Source organism: Paracoccus sp. (in: a-proteobacteria), assembly GCF_046462195.1.
GTDB lineage: Bacteria > Pseudomonadota > Alphaproteobacteria > Rhodobacterales > Rhodobacteraceae > Paracoccus.
On the sequence record NZ_JBKGUN010000280.1, the window covers coordinates 1 to 23,059 of the forward strand.

The 23,059-nt window shown below is 65.2% G+C and carries 20 protein-coding genes; 8 read left to right on the top strand and 12 right to left on the bottom strand.

The genetic code is table 11. The annotated features are described in order from the left end of the window. From nusA to infB, 3 genes are all read left to right on the top strand, one after another. The coding region (nusA, locus tag ACLHHB_RS16865; RefSeq protein ID WP_410219441.1) for a transcription termination factor NusA at window positions 1–1,595 on the top strand (1,595 nt) is incomplete at its 5' end. A 24-nt stretch (window positions 1,596–1,619) separates the two neighbouring features. Continuing rightward, the gene (locus ACLHHB_RS16870; protein ID WP_410219442.1) at window positions 1,620–2,240 is read left to right on the top strand and encodes an RNA-binding protein; all 621 of its coding nucleotides are present in this window, start codon (window positions 1,620–1,622) and stop codon (window positions 2,238–2,240) included. Between the two features lie 8 nt (window positions 2,241–2,248). Further along, complete coding sequence (gene infB / locus ACLHHB_RS16875) at window positions 2,249–4,801, top strand: translation initiation factor IF-2 (RefSeq protein WP_410219443.1); 2,553 nt, start codon at window positions 2,249–2,251, stop codon at window positions 4,799–4,801. Window positions 4,802–5,936: 1,135 nt separating this feature from the next. Here infB and ACLHHB_RS16880 read toward each other — a convergent pair. The 4 genes from ACLHHB_RS16880 to ACLHHB_RS16895 all read right to left on the bottom strand — a co-directional run bounded on the left by ACLHHB_RS16880 (window position 5,937) and on the right by ACLHHB_RS16895 (window position 8,685). Continuing rightward, window positions 5,937–6,059 carry a hypothetical protein gene (locus tag ACLHHB_RS16880; RefSeq protein WP_410219444.1) on the bottom strand — a complete coding sequence of 41 codons (123 nt, stop codon included), beginning with the start codon at window positions 6,057–6,059 and terminating at the stop codon, window positions 5,937–5,939. Window positions 6,060–6,182: 123 nt separating this feature from the next. Then, the gene (locus tag ACLHHB_RS16885) at window positions 6,183–6,581 is read right to left on the bottom strand and encodes a (deoxy)nucleoside triphosphate pyrophosphohydrolase (RefSeq protein ID WP_410219445.1); all 399 of its coding nucleotides are present in this window, start codon (window positions 6,579–6,581) and stop codon (window positions 6,183–6,185) included. Then, a complete protein-coding gene (gene argJ / locus ACLHHB_RS16890; protein ID WP_410219446.1) occupies window positions 6,578–7,831 on the bottom strand; it encodes a bifunctional glutamate N-acetyltransferase/amino-acid acetyltransferase ArgJ in 1,254 nt (417 codons plus the stop codon). The genes ACLHHB_RS16885 and argJ overlap by 4 nt, the downstream gene beginning before the upstream one ends. Then, window positions 7,831–8,685, bottom strand: coding sequence for a peptidylprolyl isomerase (locus tag ACLHHB_RS16895; protein WP_410219447.1), 855 nt, complete (start codon window positions 8,683–8,685; stop codon window positions 7,831–7,833). The genes argJ and ACLHHB_RS16895 overlap by 1 nt, the downstream gene beginning before the upstream one ends. 209 nt (window positions 8,686–8,894) lie before the next feature. Here ACLHHB_RS16895 and secA point away from each other — a divergent pair, with 209 nt between their 5' ends. After that, window positions 8,895–11,612 carry a preprotein translocase subunit SecA gene (gene secA / locus ACLHHB_RS16900; protein WP_410219448.1) on the top strand — a complete coding sequence of 906 codons (2,718 nt, stop codon included), beginning with the start codon at window positions 8,895–8,897 and terminating at the stop codon, window positions 11,610–11,612. A 103-nt stretch (window positions 11,613–11,715) separates the two neighbouring features. Here secA and fmt read toward each other — a convergent pair whose 3' ends face one another. From fmt to def (ACLHHB_RS16920), 4 genes are read right to left on the bottom strand one after another with little or no spacing between them, the layout of a single operon-like run. After that, window positions 11,716–12,609 carry a methionyl-tRNA formyltransferase gene (fmt, locus tag ACLHHB_RS16905; RefSeq protein WP_410219449.1) on the bottom strand — a complete coding sequence of 298 codons (894 nt, stop codon included), beginning with the start codon at window positions 12,607–12,609 and terminating at the stop codon, window positions 11,716–11,718. Window positions 12,610–12,654: 45 nt separating this feature from the next. Then, on the bottom strand, window positions 12,655–13,155 hold the full coding sequence (def, locus tag ACLHHB_RS16910) for a peptide deformylase (protein ID WP_410219450.1): 501 nt from the start codon (window positions 13,153–13,155) through the stop codon (window positions 12,655–12,657). A 1-nt stretch (window position 13,156) separates the two neighbouring features. Next, window positions 13,157–13,672, bottom strand: a complete 516-nt coding sequence (locus tag ACLHHB_RS16915) for a peptide deformylase (RefSeq protein ID WP_410219451.1) — start codon at window positions 13,670–13,672, stop codon at window positions 13,157–13,159. Then, the gene (def, locus tag ACLHHB_RS16920) at window positions 13,665–14,186 is read right to left on the bottom strand and encodes a peptide deformylase (protein ID WP_410219452.1); all 522 of its coding nucleotides are present in this window, start codon (window positions 14,184–14,186) and stop codon (window positions 13,665–13,667) included. The genes ACLHHB_RS16915 and def (ACLHHB_RS16920) overlap by 8 nt, the downstream gene beginning before the upstream one ends. Window positions 14,187–14,263: 77 nt before the next feature. Between def (ACLHHB_RS16920) and ACLHHB_RS16925 the strand changes: the two genes are divergently transcribed. The 3 genes from ACLHHB_RS16925 to ACLHHB_RS16935 all read left to right on the top strand — a co-directional run bounded on the left by ACLHHB_RS16925 (window position 14,264) and on the right by ACLHHB_RS16935 (window position 17,111). Further along, the gene (locus ACLHHB_RS16925) at window positions 14,264–15,448 is read left to right on the top strand and encodes a MalY/PatB family protein (RefSeq protein ID WP_410219453.1); all 1,185 of its coding nucleotides are present in this window, start codon (window positions 14,264–14,266) and stop codon (window positions 15,446–15,448) included. Window positions 15,449–15,575: 127 nt separating this feature from the next. Then, entirely contained in the window at window positions 15,576–16,538 is a 963-nt protein-coding gene (locus ACLHHB_RS16930) for an acetyl-CoA carboxylase carboxyltransferase subunit alpha (protein ID WP_410219454.1), read from the top strand. Between the two features lie 342 nt (window positions 16,539–16,880). Then, a complete protein-coding gene (locus tag ACLHHB_RS16935; protein WP_410219455.1) occupies window positions 16,881–17,111 on the top strand; it encodes a hypothetical protein in 231 nt (76 codons plus the stop codon). Here ACLHHB_RS16935 and ACLHHB_RS16940 read toward each other — a convergent pair. The 3 genes from ACLHHB_RS16940 to ACLHHB_RS16950 are packed head-to-tail and all read right to left on the bottom strand — an operon-like array spanning window position 17,096 to window position 19,511. Then, on the bottom strand, window positions 17,096–17,914 hold the full coding sequence (locus ACLHHB_RS16940; RefSeq protein ID WP_410219456.1) for a lysophospholipid acyltransferase family protein: 819 nt from the start codon (window positions 17,912–17,914) through the stop codon (window positions 17,096–17,098). The genes ACLHHB_RS16935 and ACLHHB_RS16940 overlap by 16 nt on opposite strands. Continuing rightward, window positions 17,911–18,840, bottom strand: a complete 930-nt coding sequence (locus ACLHHB_RS16945; protein ID WP_410219457.1) for a cell division protein FtsX — start codon at window positions 18,838–18,840, stop codon at window positions 17,911–17,913. The genes ACLHHB_RS16940 and ACLHHB_RS16945 overlap by 4 nt, the downstream gene beginning before the upstream one ends. Further along, window positions 18,837–19,511, bottom strand: coding sequence for a cell division ATP-binding protein FtsE (locus ACLHHB_RS16950; protein ID WP_410219458.1), 675 nt, complete (start codon window positions 19,509–19,511; stop codon window positions 18,837–18,839). Before ACLHHB_RS16950 ends, ACLHHB_RS16945 begins: the two co-directional genes overlap by 4 nt. Window positions 19,512–19,584: 73 nt before the next feature. Between ACLHHB_RS16950 and ACLHHB_RS16955 the strand changes: the two genes are divergently transcribed. Continuing rightward, window positions 19,585–20,394 carry a zinc-ribbon domain-containing protein gene (locus tag ACLHHB_RS16955; RefSeq protein ID WP_410219459.1) on the top strand — a complete coding sequence of 270 codons (810 nt, stop codon included), beginning with the start codon at window positions 19,585–19,587 and terminating at the stop codon, window positions 20,392–20,394. A gap of 3 nt (window positions 20,395–20,397) precedes the next feature. On the opposite strand, the gene ACLHHB_RS16960 is transcribed toward ACLHHB_RS16955, so the two are convergent. Continuing rightward, window positions 20,398–22,920, bottom strand: coding sequence for a DUF4175 domain-containing protein (locus ACLHHB_RS16960; protein ID WP_410219460.1), 2,523 nt, complete (start codon window positions 22,918–22,920; stop codon window positions 20,398–20,400). Window positions 22,921–23,059 lie beyond the last annotated feature (139 nt).

Sequence of the window (23,059 nt, forward strand, 5' to 3'; positions counted from 1 at the left end):
TTGAACTGCTGCAGACGGCCGAAGCCGTCGCCCGCGAGAAGATGATCGAGCCCGAGCTGGTCATCGAAGCGATGGAGGACAGTCTCGCCCGTGCCGCTAAGTCGCGTTATGGCGCCGAGATGGACATCCGCGTCAAGATCGACCGCAAGACCGGCAACGCCAGCTTTACCCGCGTCCGCACCGTTGTGGCCGATGACGAGGTCGAGAACTATCAGGCGCAGGTGACGGTCGAGCAGGCCCGCCCTTATCTCGACGACCCGAAGGTCGGCGACGAGATCATTGACCAGGTGCCCCCTGTGGAACTGGGCCGCATTGCCGCACAATCGGCCAAGCAGGTCATCCTGCAGCGCGTCCGCGAGGCCGAGCGTGATCGCCAGTACGAGGAATTCAAGGACCGCGCCGGCACGATCATCAACGGTGTCGTCAAGCGCGAGGAATACGGCAACATCATCGTGGACGTGGGCCGCGGAGAGGCCATCCTGCGCCGGAACGAGAAGATCGGCCGTGAATCCTATCGCCCGAACGACCGCATCCGCGCCTATGTGAAGGACGTGCGCCGCGAGAACCGGGGCCCGCAGATCTTCCTGTCGCGCACCGACCCGCAGTTCATGGCCGAACTGTTCAAGATGGAAGTGCCGGAGATCTATGACGGCGTCATCGAGATCAAGGCCGTGGCCCGCGATCCGGGCTCGCGCGCCAAGATCGCCGTGATCAGCTATGACAACTCGATCGACCCGGTCGGCGCCTGCGTGGGCATGCGCGGCAGCCGCGTTCAGGCGGTCGTGGGCGAACTGCAGGGTGAAAAGATCGACATCATCCCGTGGAACGAGGATCAGGCAACCTTCTTGGTGAACGCCCTCCAGCCCGCCGAGGTCAGCAAGGTCGTCTTTGACGAGGAAGCCAACAAGATCGAGGTCGTCGTTCCCGACGAACAGCTGAGTCTTGCCATCGGCCGTCGCGGCCAGAACGTGCGGCTGGCCAGCCAGCTGACCGGTCTGGACATCGACATTCTGACCGACGAGGAGGAATCCAAGCGTCGCCAAGCCGAGTTCAACAGCCGCACCGGCCTGTTCATGGAAGCGCTGGACCTGGACGAGTTCTTCGCCCAGCTGCTGGTGGCCGAAGGATTCACCAATCTCGAAGAGGTCGCCTATGTCGACCAGGACGAGCTGCTGACCATCGAAGGCGTGGACGAAGGCACTGCGGCCGAACTGCAGGCCCGCGCCCGCGATGTCCTGGAAGCCAAGAGCAAGGCCGCACTGGAAGCCGCCCGCGCCCTGGGTGCCGAAGACAGCCTCATTGAATTCGAGGGGCTGACACCCCAGATGGTGGAAGCATTGGCCAAGGACGGCGTGAAGACGCTGGAAGATTTTGCGACCTGCGCGGATTGGGAACTGGCCGGCGGCTGGACCACCGTGAACGGGCAGCGCGTCAAGGACGAAGGGCTTCTGGAGCCTTTCGACATCTCGCTGGAAGAGGCGCAGACCATGGTCATGACCGCGCGCGTGCTTTTGGGCTGGGTTGATCCGACCGAGCTGGAAGCCGAGGCGGACGAGGCCGAGGAAGACGACGACAACGAGGAGGCCGGGGCCTGATCGCGCCCTGGATCGGAGCACAGCTTGAGCCGTGGTGGACGTGAAAAGGACCGGGACGACCCGGAGCGCCGGTGCATTGCCACCGGCGAGGTGCAACCCAAGCGCGGGCTGATCCGGTTTGTGATCGGACCCGAGGCGCAGGTGGTCCCGGACCTGGCGGAAAAACTGCCGGGTCGCGGCATCTGGGTCGCGGCGGACCGTACCGCGATGCAGAAGGCGGTGGCAAAGGGGCTTTTTTCCCGCGCTGCCCGGGCACCTGTCCAGGTTCCCCCCGATCTGGCCGAACTGGTCGAGGCGGGCGTGGCACGGCGGCTGGTCGACCTTGTGTCGCTGGCGCGCAAGTCGGGTCGGGCGGTGGCCGGGTTCGAAAAGGTCAAGGGCTGGCTGGCCGAGGGACGCGCGAAAGTGCTTCTTCAGGCCAGCGACGGCTCAGAGCGCGGCAAGGGCAAGTTGTGGACGCCCACGGGCGGTCGCTGGTTCGGATGCCTGACCGCCTCAGAATTGGGTTTGTCCTTTGGGCGTGATCATGTCATACACGGCGCGCTTGCGGCGGGTGGCCTGACGGACAAGGTGATCTTGGAAGCCGGCAGACTGACGGGTCTGCGCGGGCATGACGACGGCAATGCGGCTGTCGGGAAGGAATGAAGACGCAGATGAGCGACAAAGACGGAAACAAGACCCTTGGACTTGGCGGCAGCGGCCGCTCGGGTCAGGTCAAGCAGAGCTTCAGCCACGGCCGCACCAAAAGCGTTGTCGTGGAAACCAAACGCAAGCGTGTCGTGGTGCCCAAGACGGGCGCCGCGCAGAATCAGGTTGCCGACAAGACCAAGACGCCCCTGACCGCACGCATGGCCGGTGATCCGTCCAAGCGCCCTGCGGGCATTTCCGATGCCGAGATGGAGCGCCGCCTCAAGGCCCTTGCCGCCGCCAAGGCACGCGAGGCCGATGACGCCGCCAAGCGCCTTGCGGACGAAAAGGCCCGTGAAGAAGAGCGGGAACGGCGTCGCGCCGAGATCGAGGCCAAGGCCCGTGAAGAGCGCGAGCGCGAGGAAGCGCAGAAGGCCAAGGCCCTTGCCGAAGCCCAGGCCATTCAGGATGCCGCCGACGAGGCCCGCCGCAAGGCGGAGCCGCGCCAGGAACGTCCCAAGCCGGTTGCGGCAGCCAAGCCCGACACGCCTGACCAGGCTGCGATCGAGGCTGCCGCCTCGCGCGCCGAGACAAAGGGCGTGACAGCCGGCGTGGCCCGCAAGCCCGAACGGACCGAACGCACCGACCGCGACAAGACTGCCAAGGCAAAGGCCGATGACAGCCGCCGCGGTGGCAAGCTGTCGCTGAACCAGGCGTTGAACGGCGAAGGCGGCCGCCAGCGCAGCATGGCCGCGATGAAGCGCAAGCAGGAGCGGACTCGCCAGAAGGCGATGGGCCAGTCGGCCCGTCCCGAAAAGCAGTTCCGTGAAGTTCGCCTGCCGGAGACGATTGTTGTGCAGGAACTGGCCAACCGGATGGCCGAACGTGCGGCAGACGTGGTCAAGTCGCTGATGAAGATGGGCATGATGGTCACCATCAACCAGCCCATCGATGCCGACACTGCGGAACTGGTGATCGAGGAATTTGGCCACAAGGTCGTCCGCGTCAGCGACAGCGACGTGGAACAGGTGATCGATTCGGTTGGCGACAAGGACGAGGACCTGCAGTCGCGCCCGCCGATCATCACGATCATGGGCCATGTAGACCACGGCAAGACCTCGCTGCTGGACGCGATCCGCAAGGCCAATGTCGTATCCGGCGAAGCCGGCGGCATCACTCAGCACATCGGCGCCTATCAGGTGACGACCGACTCGGGTGCTGTTCTGTCCTTCCTGGACACGCCCGGCCACGCAGCGTTCACGTCGATGCGGGCTCGTGGTGCACAGGTTACCGATATCGTCGTGCTGGTGGTGGCGGCCGATGACGCCGTGATGCCGCAAACGGTGGAGGCGATTAACCACGCCAAGGCTGCCGGCGTCCCGATGATCGTGGCGATCAACAAGATCGACAAGCCGGCCGCGGACGTGAACAAGGTCCGGACCTCGCTGTTGCAGCACGAGGTCGTGGTCGAAGCCATGTCAGGTGACGTGCAGGACGTCGAGGTTTCGGCCAAGACGGGCCAGGGCTTGGACAACCTGCTAGAAGCCATCGCGCTGCAGGCCGAGATCTTGGAGCTCAAGGCCAACCCGAAGCGGGCGGCTCAGGGTGCGGTGATCGAAGCGCAGTTGGATGTGGGCCGCGGCCCTGTCGCGACGGTTCTGGTGCAGCACGGTACGCTGCGTCGCGGCGATATTTTCGTCGTGGGCGAACAGTGGGGCAAGGTGCGCGCGCTGATCAACGACAAGGGCGAGCGCGTGGACGAGGCTGGACCTTCGGTTCCCGTCGAGGTTCTGGGTCTGAATGGCACGCCGGAAGCCGGTGACGTCCTGAACGTTGTCGAAACCGAAGCGCAGGCTCGCGAGATTGCGGACTATCGCATGCAGCAGGCCAAGGACAAACGTGCCGCCGCCGGTGCCGCGACGACGCTGGAACAGCTGATGGCAAAGGCCAAGGCTGACGTGAACGTGGCCGAACTGGCCGTGGTCGTGAAGGCCGACGTTCAAGGATCGGCCGAGGCAATCGTGCAGGCCTTGGAAAAGGTCGGCAACGACGAGGTTCGTGTCCGCGTGCTGCATTATGGCGTTGGCGCAATCACCGAGTCCGACATCGGCCTAGCCGAAGCCTCGGGCGCCCCGGTGATCGGCTTCAACGTCCGTGCGAACGCTCCGGCCCGCAATGCCGCCAACCAGAAGGGGGTCGAGATCCGTTATTACTCGATCATCTATGACTTGGTGGACGACATCAAAGCGGCCGCGTCGGGTCTGCTGTCGGCCGAAGTTCGCGAGAACTTCATTGGCTACGCCTCGATCAAGGAAGTCTTCAAGGTTACCGGCGTCGGCAAGGTTGCAGGCTGTCTGGTCACCGAAGGCGTGGCCCGCCGTTCGGCTGGGGTGCGCCTGCTGCGCGACAACGTGGTGATCCACGAAGGCACGCTGAAGACGCTCAAGCGCTTCAAGGACGAGGTCAAGGAAGTGCAATCCGGTCAGGAATGTGGCATGGCCTTCGAGAACTATGACGACGTCCGCCCGGGCGATGTCATCGAGATCTTCGAGCGCGAAGAGGTCGAACGAACTCTTTGATCGTTTGCTGAAGTATTCATTGGGCGGCCCTCGGGCCGCCCTTTTGCATTCGCCTGAGGGCGTCTGTTGCAGGCCACTTCCTCTCCACCCGTCTTGCCTCACTCTATCTGCCGGGACGCTTGCATTGGGCTTGAAGGTTTCAGCAGAGCTTGGAGCATGCAGTGTCAAATCATTCCCGGTGCCCTTACGAGCACCCGCACGCTGATGCGGTTGGGTGGCAGCCAGCTTTAGAGGAATTTCTTCGATCAGGGTCGGGTTAGGGAAAGTAGGGCAGAAAGCGGCTGCCGAGGGCCTTACTCATAAGGTGCACAGCGAGCCCTCTTGTGCAGGCGCAGCAAAAGCTCGTGGCATTTGAAAGAAGCACCCAAGCCTGCAGCGCTTTGATGAGCAGGGCGAAACTTTCCCATGACTCCCACCAGTCAAGTGTAAGATAAGCGGGTTAGCGTGCTATCAGCTCATAAGGTTCGCTCTTTTCTTGATCCGAAAGAGCCATGTCAGACGATGCCTGCACAGCCCTACAGCTCTTCCTGAGTTGGTTGAATCACCTTACGGCGTTTCCTTGTTAAAACCCGGCCAAGAACTGCCCTATCGAGCAGCGAGGTGGGGATCCGACGAGGTCTCCGAACAGGCCAGCACCAATGGATCAGGAAGAGTTGAACCAGAGCATCATTCGCTTGCTCTCCCGGCATCCCCTGCGCCTTCAACACGATCTTTGGCCTCACACAAGCATTCTTGGCCGAAGATGTTTGGGAGTTAGGCAGGCGGCATCACAACCCAAAAGTTATTGCACTCCACCAAACGGCCGGATGCGACCTTGATAGCCATGCCCGTGCCGACACGGCGGACCCCCAAGGCAAGCTGCGAAACATGGACACCGGCGATGTGGCAGGAGATCCAATCCCCAATTGCCGGGCCGGCCATGTTCCCCTTTCAGAAAGACACCGGATACTGACGCTGGAGGCGCCGCAGGACATCGAGGCAGGACAGAGGCTTCCAAACTGTCTGCGCATCCCGCCTTGGCACTGCCATTTTGCCTCCGCGATGCAGTGCATGCAAAAAGGGGCGGTGTCGCACCGCCCCTTCTCATCGATGTCGTCCGGCAGGCCCGTGTCCTCACCTGCAGAACAAAATTGGATCAGACCGGTTTGCCCTCGAAGGTACGATCACCGACGCGGACCAGAATGGTCCCATTGGTCGTCATGCCCTCGAAAAGGCCTTGGATTGAAATATAGCTTCCGATCGAGATGGTGCGAATCATGTCAAGCCCTCCACTGCGCCCATAAGGAAAGGTAGTCATGAAATGGTTAAAAAAGGGTTCGCTACTGTTTCATCTACGACTTTTTTGGGCAGAATTGCAACGAGGTCACTAAAATACGTGACGTTATAGCCACATTTGCATCACAGGTATCAGCGGTATGTCAGCTGCCGGCATCGGATAATCCCGCAGAGCCTTAGGCATGACCCATGCAAGTTCCTGTCCCTCGCGCGGCTGCACAATGCCGCGCCATTTCCGACAGGCAAACAGCGGCATCAGCAGGTGGAATGTTTCGTAACTATGGCTTGCAAAGCTGAGGGGCGCGAGGCAGCTGTTCCAGGTTTCGATGCCCAGTTCTTCCTGCAACTCGCGAATCAGGGCGGCCTCGGGTGTTTCGCCCGGCTCGACCTTGCCGCCAGGGAATTCCCAAAGCCCGGCCATCGGCTTGCCCTCGGGGCGGCGTGCCAGAAGCACGCGCCCGTCGGGATCGATCAGCGCGACGGCTGAAACAAGAACAGTCCTCACGAACGATAGTCCGCGTTGATGTCGATGTAGCCATGCGTCAGGTCACAGGTCCAGACGGTCCGTGCCCCCTCGCCCAGCCCCAGATCGACAGCGATCCGCAGCTCGGCGTTCTTCATGTAGGCGCTGGCTGCGGCCTCGTCATAGCTGGGCGAACGCCAGCCGTTCTCGGCCAGCACCATGTCGCCAAAGCGAATGGTCAACCGGTCGCGGTCCGCATGCGCGCCCGACTTGCCGACGGCGGCGACGATCCGCCCCCAGTTGGCGTCCTCCCCCGCGATGGCCGTCTTGACCAAGGGCGAGTTCGCGATGGACATGGCGACCTTGTGGGCATCCGTCGCATCCGTGGCGCCGGTGACCGCGATTTCCACGAACTTCGTGGCCCCTTCGCCGTCACGGACCACTTGCTGCGCCAGGTCGCGCATGACGCTGTGCAGCGCCTGTGTGAAGGCGCGGCCCGACCGGCTGCCGAGGTCGGAGATCGGCGCGGCGGGGCTGCGGCCGGTCGCCGCCAGGATCAGCGCGTCCGAGGTGGATGTGTCGCTGTCCACGGTGATCGCGTTGAAGGTCGTGTCGAGCCCTTCGGTCAGCGCCTGCTGCAGCAGGGGCGCAGGCACCGTCGCATCGGTAAAGACATAGACCAGCATCGTGGCCATGTCGGGGGCGATCATGCCCGACCCCTTGGCGATCCCGGCGATCCGGATCGGCCCGCCGTCACCCTCGACGATGGCCGACGCGCCCTTGGGAAAGGTGTCGGTCGTCATGATGGCCCGGGCTGCATGGGCAGCGCCCGACGAATCCAGACCCGCAACCAGATCCGTCACGACCTTCAGGATGCGGTCATGGGGCAAGGGCTCGCCGATGACCCCGGTGGACGATGACAGCACGCGTTCCTGCGGCAGGTCCAGTGCCAGACCGATGGCGCCCGTCACGGCATCCACCGACTCCTGCCCCCGGGCGCCGGTAAAGGCATTGGCATTGCCCGAATTGATGATGATCGCGGCGCCCTGCGGCGCCTCCCCGCCCTGCGCCAGCTTAGCTTGGTTGTCCAGGATGCAGGCGGCGCGGGTGGAGGATCGCGTGAAGGCCCCGGCCAGGGTGCTTCCGGGCGCAATGCGAATCAGCGTCACGTCGGTGCGGCCCTGGTACTTGACGCCTGCCGCCGCGCTGGCGAAATCCACGCCTTCGATGACCGGCAGGTCGGGAAAGGACGCAGGCGCCAGGGGCGAGACGGAAAGCCCGGCTTTGCCCATCACTCGGCCTCCAGCAGGTCGGTCTCGTTCAGCCGCGCAGGGTCCAGACCTTCGGTCTTCTGGATCTCGGCCTCTCCGACGAGGCGCTGGATCTCGGCTTCAACCTTTTCGCGGCGGACCATCTGCGCGATCTGCTCACGCACCTCGTCCAGCGGGGGCGCTTCGCGCATGCGGGTCTCGTTCAGCTTGATCACATGCCAGCCGAACTCGGTCTGCACCGGATCGGACACGCCGCCCGGCTCCATCGCTGCGACTGCCTGGGCAAAGGGCTCGACCATCTGATCTGCCGAGAACCAGCCCAGATCGCCCTGGTTCGGGCCGGAGGGTCCGGTCGAACGTTCCTCGGCCAAGGCACCGAACTCGGCGCCGCCGTCCAGCTGGGCCTTGATCTCCTTGGCCTCTTCCTCGGTTTCGACCAGGATATGGGCCGCGTTGAACTCAGGGACGGCCTCGGTCTGGGCGAACATCCGGTCATAGCTGGCCTGCAGCTCTTCCTGCGTGGGCTCGACCTCGGCCACTTGGGTCACGGCGGCGGTGGCCAGCGTGTTGCGGCGCAGCAGTTCCAGCTGGGCCCGAACACCGGCGGTTTCCTCGGCCGAGGCGGCGACGGCGGTCTGGCGGATCAGCTGGTCCAGCATCATGTCCCACAATGCCTGATCGGGCAGGTTCGCCATGGCCGGATCCTGGACCGACTGCTTCATGACGATCATCTGGCCCAGGGTGATCTCCTGCCCGTTGACGGTGGCGACAACCGTTTCGGCACCTTCGGCGGTTGCCTGGTCCTGTGCGAAGGCCGGCGCGGAAAGCCACGGCGCCGCGATCAGGGCGGCGGTCAGCAGGGTCGGTCTGAACATGGAAGATCCTTTGCACATCACGGCAGGGTTCCCGGGCTGGGACCGTGCCAACATTGACAGTCAGGCGGACGGGGCCTACATCCCGATGCAACTCCGTGGAAGGCGCCGCCGCCGCGTTCGTTCAGGCCCCTGATACGGCAAGGCGGCAGGTCGCGGCAAGTGGGCCGCAGGTGGCGCGCGTTTCCCAACAACGTGATTGCGAAGGTAACATGCTCGGCATCGGAAATCTTGCGAAGATGGTCTTTGGAACGCCCAATGACCGCATGGTCAAAGGGACGCGTCCGCTGGTGGCGCGCATCAACGCGCTGGAGGACGAGTTCAAGGCGCTGTCCGATCAGGGCCTGATCGACAAGACGCGCGAGTTCCAGCACCGCGTGGCGGGGGGCGAAAGCCTGGATGCCATCCTGCCGGAAGCCTTTGCGAACTGCCGCGAGGGTGCGCGCCGCGCGTTGGGCCTGCGGGCCTTTGACGTGCAGCTGATGGGCGGCATCTTCCTGCACCAAGGCAATATCGCGGAAATGAAGACCGGCGAAGGCAAGACCCTGGTCGCCACATTCCCGGCCTATCTGAATGCGCTCGGGGGCAAGGGCGTCCATGTCGTCACCGTCAACGATTACCTCGCCAAGCGCGACGCCGAATGGATGTCCAAGGTTTACGCCCATCTGGGCATGACCTGCGGCGTGGTCGTCCCCTTTCAGCCCGAGGGCGAGAAGCGCGAGGCTTATGCCTGCGACGTGACCTATGCCACGAACAACGAACTGGGCTTCGATTATCTGCGCGACAACATGAAGGGCAGCGTGGCCGAAATGGTGCAGCGCGGTCACAATTTCGCCATCGTCGACGAGGTCGACAGCATCCTGATCGACGAAGCCCGCACGCCGCTGATCATTTCCGGCCCGTCGCAGGACCGGTCGGAACTGTATCGGGTGCTGGATGCCTATGTGCCCCTGCTGACGGACGAGCATTACAAGCTGGACGAAAAGGCCCGGAATGCCACCTTTACCGAGGAAGGCAACGAGTTTCTGGAAACCCGGCTGCAGGCCGATGGCGTCCTGCCGGAAGGCCAGACGCTGTACGATCCGGAATCGACCACCATCGTCCACCATGCCAGCCAGGCACTGCGTGCGCACAAGCTGTTCCTCAAGGACCAGCACTACATGGTCCGCGACGGCGAGGTGATGCTGATCGACGAGTTCACCGGCCGCATGATGAAGGGCCGTCGCCTTTCGGACGGCCTGCACCAGGCGATCGAGGCCAAGGAAGGCGTCGAGATCCAGCCCGAGAACGTGACCCTCGCCAGTGTCACCTTCCAGAACTACTTCCGGCTTTATTCCAGGCTGGCAGGCATGACCGGCACGGCATCGACCGAAGCCGAGGAATTCGCGGAAATCTACAAGCTCGGCGTGGTCGAGGTGCCGACGAACCGCGGCATCGCCCGCATCGACGAGCATGACCGCGTTTATCGTACCGCGGGCGAAAAATACGCCGCAGTCATCGAGGCCATCAAGGAAGCCCATGCGAAAGGGCAGCCGACCCTGGTCGGCACCACCAGCATCGAGAAATCCGAGATGCTGTCCGAGATGCTGAAACGGGACGGCATCCCGCACAACGTCCTGAACGCCCGCCAGCACGAGGCCGAGGCGCAGATCGTGGCCGATGCCGGCAAGCCGGGCGCGGTGACCATCGCCACCAACATGGCCGGTCGCGGGACCGACATTCAGCTGGGCGGCAATGCCGAGATGAAGGTGATGGACGCGCTGTCCGCCGATCCCGACGCCCATCCCGACGAATTGCGGGCCCGGATCGAGGCCGAGCACGCGACGGACAAGCAGAAGGTGCTGGAGGCCGGGGGCCTGTTCGTTCTGGGCACCGAGCGTCATGAAAGCCGCCGGATCGACAACCAGCTGCGTGGCCGGTCGGGCCGTCAGGGCGATCCAGGCCGTTCGCTGTTCTTCCTGTCGCTGGACGACGACCTGATGCGCATCTTCGGGTCCGAGCGTCTGGACAAGGTCCTGTCCACGCTGGGCATGAAGGAAGGCGAGGCGATCGTGCACCCTTGGGTGAACAAGTCGCTGGAGCGTGCCCAAGCCAAGGTGGAAGGCCGCAACTTTGACATCCGCAAGCAGCTGCTGAAGTTCGACGACGTGATGAACGATCAGCGCAAGGCCATCTTCGGCCAGCGCCGCGAGATCATGGACAGCGACGAGGTGGGCGAGATCACAGCCGACATGCGCCATCAGGTCATCGACGACCTGATCGAGGACTTCATGCCCGCCCGGAGCTATGCCGATCAATGGGACGTCGACGGGCTGAAGGCGGCCCTGCGCGAGCGGCTGAACATGAACCTTCCCGTTGCCGACTGGGCACAGGAGGAAGGCGTCGATCAGGACGCCATGCGCGAACGGATCACCCAGGCCACCGATACCTACATGGCCGACAAGGCAAACGCCTTTGGCCCCGAGGCCATGGTGCAGATCGAAAAGCAGGTCCTGCTGCAGATGATCGATCAGAAATGGCGTGACCACCTGCTGACGCTGGACCACCTGCGCTCGGTCGTCGGTTTCCGGGGCTATGCGCAACGCGACCCGTTGTCTGAATACAAGACCGAAGCCTTCCAGCTGTTCGAAACGCTTCTGGACAGCCTGCGCTTTGACGTGACGCAGCGCCTGGCTCAGATCCGGCCTTTGACGCAGGCTGAACGCGAGGAAATGCTGCGCCAGATGGCACAGGAACAGCAGGCCAAGCAGGAAGACCTGACCATGGAGCATGGCGATCAGGCGCAATCCGAGCCTGCCGCCGATCAGACCGCCCCACGGGTGGCGGGTTTCGACGAGAACAATCCTTCCACCTGGGGCAACCCGTCGCGCAACGACCCCTGCCCCTGCGGCTCGGGTCTCAAGTTCAAGCACTGCCACGGCGCGATCTGAGGCGGATGCCGTCGCGGGACGCAACCCGCGACGGCATCCACGCCCGCCAGACGGGGGCCAATGCCCCACCATGTTCGGGCGCGAAGGGGGGGTTCCTCCGCCCCTAGCCTAACCGCGGCGGCATTTCCCAGCCGCGCGTCAGTTCCTCGGCCGTCATCGGGCGCTTGCCTGCGCGCTGAGCTTCGAGAATTCTGATCGCGCCTTCGCCGCAGGCTATGACGAAGCCGGGCAGAACCTCTCCCGGATGTCCCTTTCCTGCTGCCAGCGTGCTGCGCAGCAACTTGACGCGTTCGCCCGCGATCTCGCACCATGCACCCGGAAAAGGAGAAAGGCCACGTATCTGCCGGTCAATTTCGGCCGCTGGACGTGTCCAATCGATCCGCGCCTCGGCCTTGTCGATCTTGGCGGCATAGGTGACGCCCTCGTCAGGCTGGAGCCTTGCGGGCACAGGAAGCCGCTCCAGAACATCCACGATCAGTGTCGCACCCATTGCGGACAGCCGGTCATGGAGGTCGGCTGTCGTCTCGGCCGGGCCGATGGGGGTTCGTGCCTCGGCCAGCACGGGACCGGTATCGAGACCAGCCTCCATCTGCATGATCGCCACACCGGTTTCCGGGTCGCCTGCGAGGATCGCCCGGTGAATGGGAGCGGCTCCGCGCCAGCGCGGCAGGATCGAGGCATGGATGTTCAGGCATCCACATCGTGGCGCATCGAGAACGGCTTGAGGCAGGATCAACCCATAGGCAACCACAACCGCCACATCGGCGTCCAGGGCGGCAAAGGCTGCATGTTCGGCCTCGTTTCGCAAACGCTCAGGGTGGCGGACGGGTAGGCCCAATTCGTCTGCCGCGGCATGAACGGCCGACAGCCGCGCCTTTTGCCCGCGCCCCGCCGCACGCGGAGGCTGTGTGTAAACGGCCACCACCTCATGCACTGCGGCGATGGCCTGCAAGGCGGGCACCGAAAAGGCAGGCGTTCCCATGAAGATCACGCGCATGATGGCCCTTTCCCTTGTTCAGTATGGTGTAATTGACCGGCCTTGTCAGCGCCGGCCCAGCTTGGCCGCCTTGGCAACCAGCATCTTGCGGCGCAAGGGCGTCAGGCGGTCCACATACAGGCGCCCGTCCAGATGGTCGATCTGATGCTGCACGCTGGTTGCCCAAAGGCCGACGAAATCCCGCTCTTCCATCGCACCGGTTTCATTGAGAAACTGCACGGTCACGGCGCGGGGCCGGCTGATCCGGGCAGACACCCCGGGCAGGTTCGGGCTGGCCTCCTCGTGCTCGCGATCCTGCACACTGGCATGCAGCACGGTGGGATTGGCCATCCGCACCGCCTGCCCGCGCTTGTCGGACGCATCGACAACGGCAAGCCGCAGCATGATCCCGATCTGGGGCGCGGCCAGGCCCACGCCGGGCATGGCCTCCATCGTATCGATCATGTCGTCCCAGATCATGCGCACGGATTCGGTGATTTCAGTCACGGGCTCGGCCACGCGATGAAGGCGCGGGTCGGCATAAGGAAGAAAGGGGCGGACGGTCATTTCAGTCTTTCAGGATCAGGCGGCCGTCCAGGTGATCGGCCTCGTGCTGCGCGATACGCGCCTCGGCCCCGCTCATCTGCCGCAGATGATGCCGGCCGTCCAGATCATACCAGCCCAAAGTGATGCCTGTGGGACGCCGCACCGCCATCGGGCGATCGGGTGCGGACAGGCACAGTTCCTCGGCCACCTCCGTCTCATCCGTGCGGGCGAGGATCTCGGGGTCCATCACGACCATCGGGTCGGGATGCCCTTCCTTCCAGCCGCTGTCCATCACGAAGACCCTGCGAAGGATACCCAGTTGAGGCGCAGCCAATCCGCGACCGCCGGCCGCATACATCGTCGCCAGAAGATCGGCGGCCAGAGCCCGCAGCGAAGGACCGTCCAGATAGCCGGACGGCTCGCACCGCTCGCGCAGTCCCGGATCGGGCCATTGCAGGATCGTTCGAACAGCGCCGTCGGCCAGATCCCCCGTCAGAACGGGCCGGACCCAGCCTTCGGCGCCGAGCCTGTCAGGCACGCGCCTGTTCCCGTTTCAACTTGACCATCTTGCGCGTGATCATCTGCCGCTTGATCGCTGAAAGGTGATCGATGAACAGGATACCGTTCAGGTGGTCCAGCTCGTGCTGTGCACAGGTGGCCCAGAGGCTGTCGAAATCCTGTTCATGCGCCTTGCCGTCCAGCCCCAGCCAGCGCATCCGCACCTCGGCCGGTCGCGTCACTTCGGCATATTGGTCTGGAATGGACAGGCATCCTTCGTCATAAACGTTCTCGGCGTCCGATTTCCATGTGACCTCGGGGTTCACGAGGACCAGCGGCGCACGCTGGGCCTGCGGATCGCGGGTGGCGTCCATCACGAAGATGCGCAAACCGACGCCGATCTGCGGCGCGGCCAGCCCGATGCCGGGGGCGTCGTACATGGTTGCCAGCATGTCGGCGGCCAGCGTCTCGATGTCGGGCGTGATGCGCGCCACGGGTTCGGCCGGCTTTTTCAGCCGCGGATCAGGATGGATCAGGATCGGTCTCACGCTCATAGGCCGGATTTAAGGCAAGCCTTCACCATAAGCAACAACAGGCGTATGCATCAGGAACCCTGCAGCCCGAGGACAGCATGACGGATCCAGACTTCGACGAGATCATCGACCGCCGCGGCACCTGCTGCAGCAAGTGGGACGACATGGAGGCGGCCTATGGTGTCGCATCCGGGGACGGTCTGGCGATGTGGGTGGCCGACATGGACTTTCGCCCCCCGGTCGCCGTCCAGCGCGCGGTCGAGGCGGTCGCGGCCCATGGCGTCTACGGTTATCCCGGTGCCAATCAACCCTATCTGGAGGCCATCTGCTGGTGGATGGCGAACCGCCATGGCTGGCAGGTCCAGCCGGACTGGGTCCTGACATGCGCGGGCCTCGTGAACGGCGTGGCCTTGACGCTGGATGCCTATACCCGCCCCGGCGACGGCGTCATCGTCATGAGCCCGGTCTATCACGCCTTTGCCCGCGTGATCCGGGCAGGTGACCGGGACCTGGTCGAACTGCCGCTGGCGCAGCAGGACGGGCAGTATCGCATGAACTGGCCCTTGTGGGAGGGAATGCTGAAAGGGCACGAGCGTCTGATGATCCTCTGCTCTCCCCACAACCCCGGTGGCCGCGTCTGGTCGGCGGAAGAGATGTCGCAGGTTGCCGATTTCTGCCGCCGCCATGACCTGATCCTGGTGTCGGACGACATCCACGCCGATCTGGTCATGCCGGACGCGCCGCGCCACCGGATGATCGCAACCGTCGTGCCCGAGATCTCGGACCGGCTGGTGACACTGACTGCCGCGACCAAGACCTTCAACATCGCGGGCGCCCATATCGGCAACGCGATCATTACCGACCCGGACCTGCGTGCGCGCTTCAAGGCGGCGCTGATGGCGCGCGGCATTTCTCCGGGCCTTTTCGGAATGGACATGGTCACCGCCGCTTATTCGCCCGAAGGCGCTGCCTGGGTGGATGCACTGATGCGCTATCTCGATGGCAACCGGCGATTGTTCGACGCGGGGGTCCATGCGATTCCGGGCCTGCGCTCGATGCCGCTGCAGGCGACCTATCTGTCATGGGTGGACTTTTCAGGCACCGGCATGAACCGGGAGGAGTTCACGGCGCGCGTGGAACGCCATGCACGCATCGCTGCCAATCACGGCACCACCTTCGGGCGAGGTGGCGACAGTTTCCTGCGTTTCAACATTGCCACCCCCCGCGCCCGCGTGGCGGAAGCCGTGGCGCGCCTGCAGGAAGCCTTTGCCGATCTGCAGTGAAAGAACCTGACCCCGTCACGCACGGGTGGTGACGGGACGGGTGCCGCCCGGGCCGCCCGCCGCGTTGCAACCCCTTGCGGCCCGGCCTATATACGCCCCAACCCGAACCCTGCCGAAAGCATCCCGCATGGTCTATCTGGATTTCGAAAAACCGCTCGCCGATATCGAGGGCAAGGCCGAGGAACTTCGTGCCATGGCCCGCAAGGGCGAAGGGGCCGTCGATGTCGAGAAAGAGGCCGCAGCACTGGACCGCAAGGGCCATGACCTGCTGAAGGATATCTACAAGTCGCTCGATGCCTGGCGCAAGACGCAGGTGGCGCGTCATCCCGATCGCCCGCATTGCCGCAATTATATCGAGACGCTGTTCACGGAATATACACCCTTGGCCGGCGATCGCGCCTTTGGCGACGATCATGCGGTCATGGGGGGACTGGCGCGCTTCAACGACGCGCCTTGCGTGGTGATCGGCCATGAGAAAGGCAACGACACCCGGTCGCGCATCCACCACAATTTCGGCATGGCCCGCCCCGAAGGGTATCGCAAGGCCATCCGCCTGATGGACATGGCCCACCGCTTCAAGCTGCCGGTCATCACGCTGGTGGACACGCCGGGCGCTTATCCCGGCAAGGGGGCCGAGGAGCGCGGACAATCCGAAGCGATTGCGCGCTGCACGATGAAATGTCTGGAGATCGGCGTGCCGCTGGTCAGCGTCATCATCGGCGAAGGCGGGTCGGGCGGCGCGGTGGCCTTTGCCACGGCCAACCGGATCGCCATGCTGGAACATTCGATCTATTCGGTCATCTCACCCGAAGGCTGCGCCTCGATCCTGTGGAAGGACGCCGAAAAGATGCGCGATGCCGCCGAGGCGCTGCGTCTGACAGCGCAGGACCTCAAGAAGCTGGGCGTCATCGACCGCATCATCGCCGAACCCTTGGGCGGCGCACAACGGGCGCCTGCCGACATGATCACGGAAGTGGGGCAGGAGATCGCAGCCATGCTGGCCGAACTGGCCGGCAAATCCCCCATGGAACTGGTCAAGGACCGGCGGTCCAAGTTCCTCGCCATGGGTTCGACCGGCTTGGCCGCCTGAAACACGACACTGTGACCGCCCAGCAACAGCCGCCCGGCAAGGGCGGCTGTTTCCATTTTGCAGGCTTGCCGGACAGGATTCGCTTTGGCAGCGTGTCACTTGCCCGCAACGTGTCACAAGGGAGGGGCCGAATGAATATCATCCATCACGTCACCCTTCTGCCACGCACCGGTCCGCAACGACGAATGCTCTCGTTCCTGACCGCCTGAACGGGCAAACTCCGATCGACGCACTGGCCTGACCGACCGCCTTGGCGCGGCCTGTCCGCATGGCGTCGTTCCCTCCTCACAAGCCAATCCCCGTGCATGGTCCTGCCATGTCCGGTGTTCAAGGAGAGCAATCATGATTGCCGAACTGCGCCCGCAGGCTGTCCGCCTGCACCCCACCATTCACCGCCTGATCCTCCGTCATGGTGCGACGGCGGTCACATGGGCCTTGATCCGGGCCCTGCTGCTGCCTCGGCGCCGGCGGCCCCGGCCGCCCGACCCTTATCACCTGAGCCCGCACATGCGGCGCGACATCGGTCTTCCGCCACGCGGACCCCATGTTCCGCGCTATTACGACCTGAGGTGATGCACGGACCGGGCGGCGCCGTCATCGGCGTTGTCCGGTTCCGGCAGGTCCAGCCCTGCCTCGGCCATAAGGCGGTCGGAATGGGTTTCGATCTCCGCCTCCAGCCGGGGCATGAACCCTTCGGACGGAATATCAGGACCGATGACCGGCAGGAATTCGATCACGGCGCGTCCTGAACGGATGCCCCAGCCGTTCCGTGGCCAGAACAGGCCGGTGTTCACCGCAACCGGGACCACGGGAAGCCCGGTTCCCGCGCGGATGGTCGCCACCCCCTGCTTGTAGGAACGGCGCTGGCCCGGCAGGGTCCGTGTGCCTTCGGGATAGATGACCAACTGGCCCAGCCCTTCGCCCGCGATGCGCTGGTTGATGGCGGTGGAGATTGCGGTCATCGCGTCCCGCCCGCGCCCCCGGTCGATCGGGATGCATCCGGTCTTCCACGCATACCAGCCCATGACGGGCACGCGCATGACCTCGCGCTTCATGATAAAGGCACGGCGCGGCACGGCATGCGCGATGATCAGGATGTCCCAAAAGCTCTGATGCTTGGCCGCCACGATGCAGTCACCGGTCGGTGGCGTGCCGCGGATCTCGCAGGTCAGGCCCAGGTGCAGGCGTGCGGCCCAGACGACATAACCGATCCAGCGTGTCGCGACTCGGTTCGCGCCCGCCCGCCCTTGACGCATCTGCGGCAGCCCCAGCAGCCCGATGACCAGCGTGGCCAGCGCCACATGCAGATAGAACAGCGCGTTCTGGATGTGCTGCCCGACCGTCAGGGGGCCAGGCCGCGGATCTTCCGTCCTCACCGCACATCCCCCAGCATCTTCAACGCCGCCCAACGGGTCGCGAAAAAGCCGACGCCCGCGGCGACGATCGGGATCGACAGGGGCAGCAGCCAGTCCCATCCACGAAAGCCGAGGCCTGTGAGAAAACCGCCCGCGGCACTGGCGTCCGGCAACAATGCCATGCCCAGCATTCCGATCACGGTTCCCATGGCCGCCCCCACCGCCGCGCGGCGCGTAAAGCGGCTCACGAAGGCCGTGGCGATGGTCAGGTCACGCGCCCCGATCAGGCGCAGCACGCGGATTACCTGAAGGTTCGCGGCCAGGGCAGCCTTGGCCGCCAGCGTGATCATTGCGGCCGAGGCCGCGCCGATCAATGCCAGCGACACGATGCCCAGCAGCCGCAGCCGATGCGCGGCCGATACCAGCGGTCGGCGCCATTCGCCGTGATCGTCCAGGACCGCACCCGGAGCCTCGGCCTCCAGCCGCAGGCGCAGACCGTCGGCATCGAAGGCCTCGCCCGCGATCGGCAGCTCGATCAGGGCAGGAACGGGCAGGGCATCGACGGGCATGTCAGGGCCGAACCACGGTTCCAGCAGTTCCGCGATCTCGTCCTGCGGCAGCAGGCGGGGCTGGCCCGCGCCCGGCGTCGTTTGAAGGATCTGAAGTGCCGACTGGACCCGCGCCTCCTGTTCGGTGGCGGGCGCGCTGACACGCACCGTAACCGATCCGGCAAGCTCGGACGACCAGCGGTCGGCCATCCGGCCCGTCGCCAGCGCCAGCGCCATGGCAAAAACCGCCAGGAACGCCATCGCCCCCGACGAGAACAGCGTCAGCTGCGCCGTGAAACCCGTCGGAGGAACGATGCGGTCGCCCTTGCCGCCCTCGCCTCCCATCAGGCCTCGCCACAGCGCCACCAGGTTCAACCCTCGCAAATCCCTGCGCATCACAGATCCGCCCCCGCCAGTTGCAGACTGCCGCCTGATATTCGCAGCACCCGGGCCGTCACCTGCGCCTTGGTCGCGCGGATCAGGTTCAGGTCATGGGTCGCGACCAGTACGGTCTTGCCCGACTTGTTCAACTCGATCAGCAGTTGCATCAACCGCATCGACATGTCCCAGTCCAGGTTTCCCGTCGGCTCGTCCGCCAGAACCAGGTCCGGTGACAGGATCACGGCACGCGCCAGCGCGGCACGCTGTCGCTCACCCCCGGACAGGGACGGCGGCAGCACGCGCGCATGCTGCGTCAGCTGCACCCAGCCCAGAAGATCGCGCAGCGCCTCCATGTCCACCGGCTCCCCGGCGACGGTCAGCGGCAGGGCCACGTTCTCGGCCATGGGCAGGTGATCGAGGAATTGCGGGTCCTGATGAACAACGCCCACGCGGCGACGCAGATCGGCGATCTCGTCCCGCGACAGCGATCGCAGGTCCTGGCCAAAGGCGGTCATCCGTCCCGCGGTCGGCAGCAGGTCGGCATAGCACAGTTTGAGCAGCGTCGTCTTGCCCGAGCCGGACGGTCCGGTCAGGAAATGGAACATGCCGCGCTGAAGGCTGAGCGTCATGCCCGACAACAGCTCTACCCCTCCGTGGTAACCGAAGCCGACATCCCGCATCTCGATCAAGCGCCACCTCTTTTCCGCTACGGCCCGTCTGACGCGGGACCTGCGCCCGGCACCTTGGAAGCCGGACGCGTGCTTGATAGAACAGCCGCAGGACGAATACGAGGGTGGCATGGCTGAAATTAGGTTGATCTGTCCCGGATGCGCCGCCGAATACGGCCTGCCCCGCGATGCCATCCCCGCCGAAGGCAGAGAGGTCGAATGCAGCGATTGCGGTCGCGTCTGGCAGGCGCGGCGCCCGCCTTCGGGAACGGCGCCCCTGGCCTTGGGCGCCTATGCCCGCCCCGTGCTGCGCGACGATCCCGATGACACGCCGGCCGTGCGGCCCCTGCCGCCCGCCAGCAGGCGGTTGTCGCCGGACGTGCTGGACATCCTGCGCCAAGAGGTCGAACACGAACGCCGCCTTCGTGCGGCGGACAGTCCGGCGGCACCCGCAGCGCCCCTTGATCCGCCAGAGCCCGATACCGACTGGCCTGCCACCACCGTCACCCTGCCTGCCGGCGCCACGCGCGCCTTTACCGCCAACCCGCAGCCGCAGGTCCCCTTGCCCGAGGCCGTGGCCCACCCTCCGCCCACGGCGGCACGCCGCCCGCCGCCCGGGCCCATACCTGAACAGCCGCGGCCCGTGGCCCATCCGATCCAGCATGAACGAACCCGTCAGGAACAGACCCATCAGGATCACACGCGTCCCCCTGCACGGTCAGGTTATGGCGCGGGCTTTGTTCTTTCACTGACGATCGCAGCCTGTGCCTTGGGACTCTACGTCCTGACGCCCGTCTTGGCTGAACAGGACAGTGCGCTCGGGGATCAATTGCTTGAATGGCGGAACGGCGTGGATCGCGCCCGCCTGTGGCTGTCCGACCAGGCGGGCCGGTTGCGCGGCTGAACCCTAGAAGCGGTCCAGCAATCGCCCGAGGTAATCCCGCTCGTCCTGCGGCCGCGTCTGCTGGCCGCTGCGGCGGCGGATCTCATCCAGCAGGTCGCGGGCGCGCTGCGCCGGGTCCAGACCCTCGGCCAGCGGGTCGCCACTGGTGATGACATTGCCGCTTCCGGCCCGCTGACGGCCAAGCGGGTCCAGGATCGGGCGGCCGTCAAAGGGCATCTGGCTTTGGCCGCCCTGCGCGCTGTCCCCGGGCTGGCCGCCCGGCTGTTGACCCTGCTGGCCGTCCTGCCCCTGCTGGCCCTCTTGTCCTTGCTGGCCCTGCTGGGCCAGCATGTCGCCCAAGGCGCGCATCCCTTCCCGCATCGACTGGATGGCATCGGCCTGGCGCTGCAGCGCACCGCCCGTGTCCCCGTCGCGCAGGGCCCGCTCGGCTTCTTCCATCGCGCGTCCCGCTTCGTCCAGCTGTCGCCGCGCCTCGTCCCCTTGAGGAGACCCCTGCCCCGGCATCAGCCCCTGCTGCTGGCCCAGCTCGTCGCGCAAGGCCTGCTGCCGGTCGGCCAGGCTTTCTCCGCCCTCACCCTCGCCTTCACCCTGCTGACCGGGCTGGCTCTGACCGAACTGGCGCTGCATGTCGCGAAAGGCCTCGTCCGACAGGCGCTGTTGTTCGCGCAGCGTGTCCGCCAGGCGGTTCATGGGCTGGTTGCCCTGCTGACCGTCCTGCCCTTCCCCCTGGCCCTGCCGGACCTCGAGGTTTTCCATCATGCGGTTGAACTGTTCCAACAGTTCCTGCGCCTCGGCCATGCGGCCTTCGTTCATCAGGCGCTGGATCTCGTCCATCATCTCCTGGATCTGGTCGCCCGTGATCTGCTGTCCCTGCTGTCCACGGTCGGGACTGTCCGCCTGGTCCTGTCCGGCATTCTGTTCCGCCAGCATCTGCGTATACGCGTCCGTGGCTTCGCGCAGTTCCTCCATCAAGCGCTGAATCTCGTCGGGACTGGCACCATTGCGGATCGCTTCGGACAGTTTCTGTTGCGCCTGCTGCATCCGCTGCAGCGCATCCGCCAGCCCCCCGTCCTCCAGTTGAACGGCCGCTTCCCAGAGTGCTTCCGCTAGGCGATCGCGTGCGTCGGGCGTCAGGCCGTCCCTTTCCAGCAGCGACACGGCGCCGCGCAGTTCGGCATGAAGATCGGGCGCGACAAAGCCATCCGGTTGCCAAGTGACCGCGCGCAGGATCTCGGCACTGCGGCCGGCATTGTTGCGCGACCACAGCAGATCGCGGCGCAACTCGATCAGCGCCGCGGCAAAGGGATTGAAGAAGCGCCGTCCCGGCAGTTCGACCGCCATCGGCTCGGACTGGCCCACCTGTTCGATCCCGTCCACGGCGCGCAGGGTGATCTGCACGGGCAGGTTGGCCCAGGGATGGCGCGACAGGTCTTCGGTGAACTGGCCCCGAACCTCGCGGCGGTCGCCCCGGGGCAAGGGAAGAGTCAGAAGAACAGGATCCCGTGGCTCGGGATCGACAAACAGGCCAAAGCGGCGGTCCACGGCCGGAAGGTCCAGCGCGATGACGGCCGCGGCCTCGGCCACGCCATGATCGTCGCCGGCCTCGTAGTCCTGGATCATCCGCCCGTCGGCACGGCGGACCGGCGCGGCCCCGGCACTGATGGACGGCGCGGCGTCCGGCAGGACGGTCACGTCGAAACGGCGGTCCGCCACGGTGATCGCCCCGGACTGTTCCGCCCGAAAGGCCGGGGCCGCGGGGTCATCGCCCGTCACGGATCCGATATCCTGACCGACATGGGTCCCGCTTCCGTAGAGACGAAAGCTGACAACCGTGCCCTTGGGAAGCTCCAGCACCTCGCCCTCGGTCAGGGCGTTCATGTAGACGGTCGGGCGGCGCGTATAGGCGGGAGGCTCTGCCCAACCTTCCCAGGCGGGTCCGGTCGGTGCGGCGGGACCCGTCGCGGAAACGGTCATCGTGGCCGCAATGGCCTGAATTCCTTGGCCCATCTGCCCGGCTCCGCCAAAGATCAATGCCATGGTCAATGCGACCATGCCCGCCAGCCGCAGCGCATAAGGATCGCGCCGCGCCAGATCGGCATCGGGCCGCACCGCGCGCGCCGACAACGCCGCCGCCTGCATCTGCGCTAGATGTGCCTGCCACAAGGGCCCTTCTCCGCCGATGGCGGGACGGTCGCCAAGCGCGCTCAGCGGTCGGCCCGGCAGGGTCCGGTCCAGCCGCTCGACGGCCTCGTGCGGGCGGACGCGACGATAGCGCAGCCCTCCCAGCACAGCGGCCGCCACCACGGCCAGCAGCCACAAACCTGCCAGCCAGGGCAGCAGCATGTCCGGGACAGCTGCCACCAGCCCCAGCGCCAGGGAGGCAAAACCCGTGGCCAGCAGCGTGACCAGCGGCCAGAAGGCCTGGGCCCCGCGTTCCCAGGCCATACCCCATCGCGTCAGGCGCAGGGCACGTCCCGTTGAACCCGGCATTTGCCCCAGAACATCGTCGGACGTCCGGGAACGCATGGTCCCCGGTCTGTCGGTTTCATCCTGGCGCCCGATCAAAGCCATGCCGGGATGCTATCGCGCCCCAGCATTTCCTCATATGTCGGACGGGCCCGGATGACGGCGAAGTGATCGCCCTGCACCAGAACCTCGGGCACCA

Coding starts and splice junctions, on each gene's coding strand:
- infB (WP_410219443.1), top strand. CDS start 2,249: ATGAGCGACAAAGACGGAAACAAGACCCTTGGACTTGGCGGCAGCGGC.
- ACLHHB_RS16880 (WP_410219444.1), bottom strand. CDS start 6,059: ATGATTCGCACCATCTCGATCGGAAGCTATATTTCAATCCAAGGCCTT.
- argJ (WP_410219446.1), bottom strand. CDS start 7,831: ATGGGCAAAGCCGGGCTTTCCGTCTCGCCCCTGGCGCCTGCGTCCTTT.
- ACLHHB_RS16895 (WP_410219447.1), bottom strand. CDS start 8,685: ATGTTCAGACCGACCCTGCTGACCGCCGCCCTGATCGCGGCGCCGTGG.
- secA (WP_410219448.1), top strand. CDS start 8,895: ATGCTCGGCATCGGAAATCTTGCGAAGATGGTCTTTGGAACGCCCAAT.
- fmt (WP_410219449.1), bottom strand. CDS start 12,609: ATGCGCGTGATCTTCATGGGAACGCCTGCCTTTTCGGTGCCCGCCTTG.
- def (WP_410219450.1), bottom strand. CDS start 13,155: ATGACCGTCCGCCCCTTTCTTCCTTATGCCGACCCGCGCCTTCATCGC.
- def (WP_410219452.1), bottom strand. CDS start 14,186: ATGAGCGTGAGACCGATCCTGATCCATCCTGATCCGCGGCTGAAAAAG.
- ACLHHB_RS16925 (WP_410219453.1), top strand. CDS start 14,264: ATGACGGATCCAGACTTCGACGAGATCATCGACCGCCGCGGCACCTGC.
- ACLHHB_RS16930 (WP_410219454.1), top strand. CDS start 15,576: ATGGTCTATCTGGATTTCGAAAAACCGCTCGCCGATATCGAGGGCAAG.
- ACLHHB_RS16935 (WP_410219455.1), top strand. CDS start 16,881: ATGATTGCCGAACTGCGCCCGCAGGCTGTCCGCCTGCACCCCACCATT.
- ACLHHB_RS16960 (WP_410219460.1), bottom strand. CDS start 22,920: ATGCGTTCCCGGACGTCCGACGATGTTCTGGGGCAAATGCCGGGTTCA.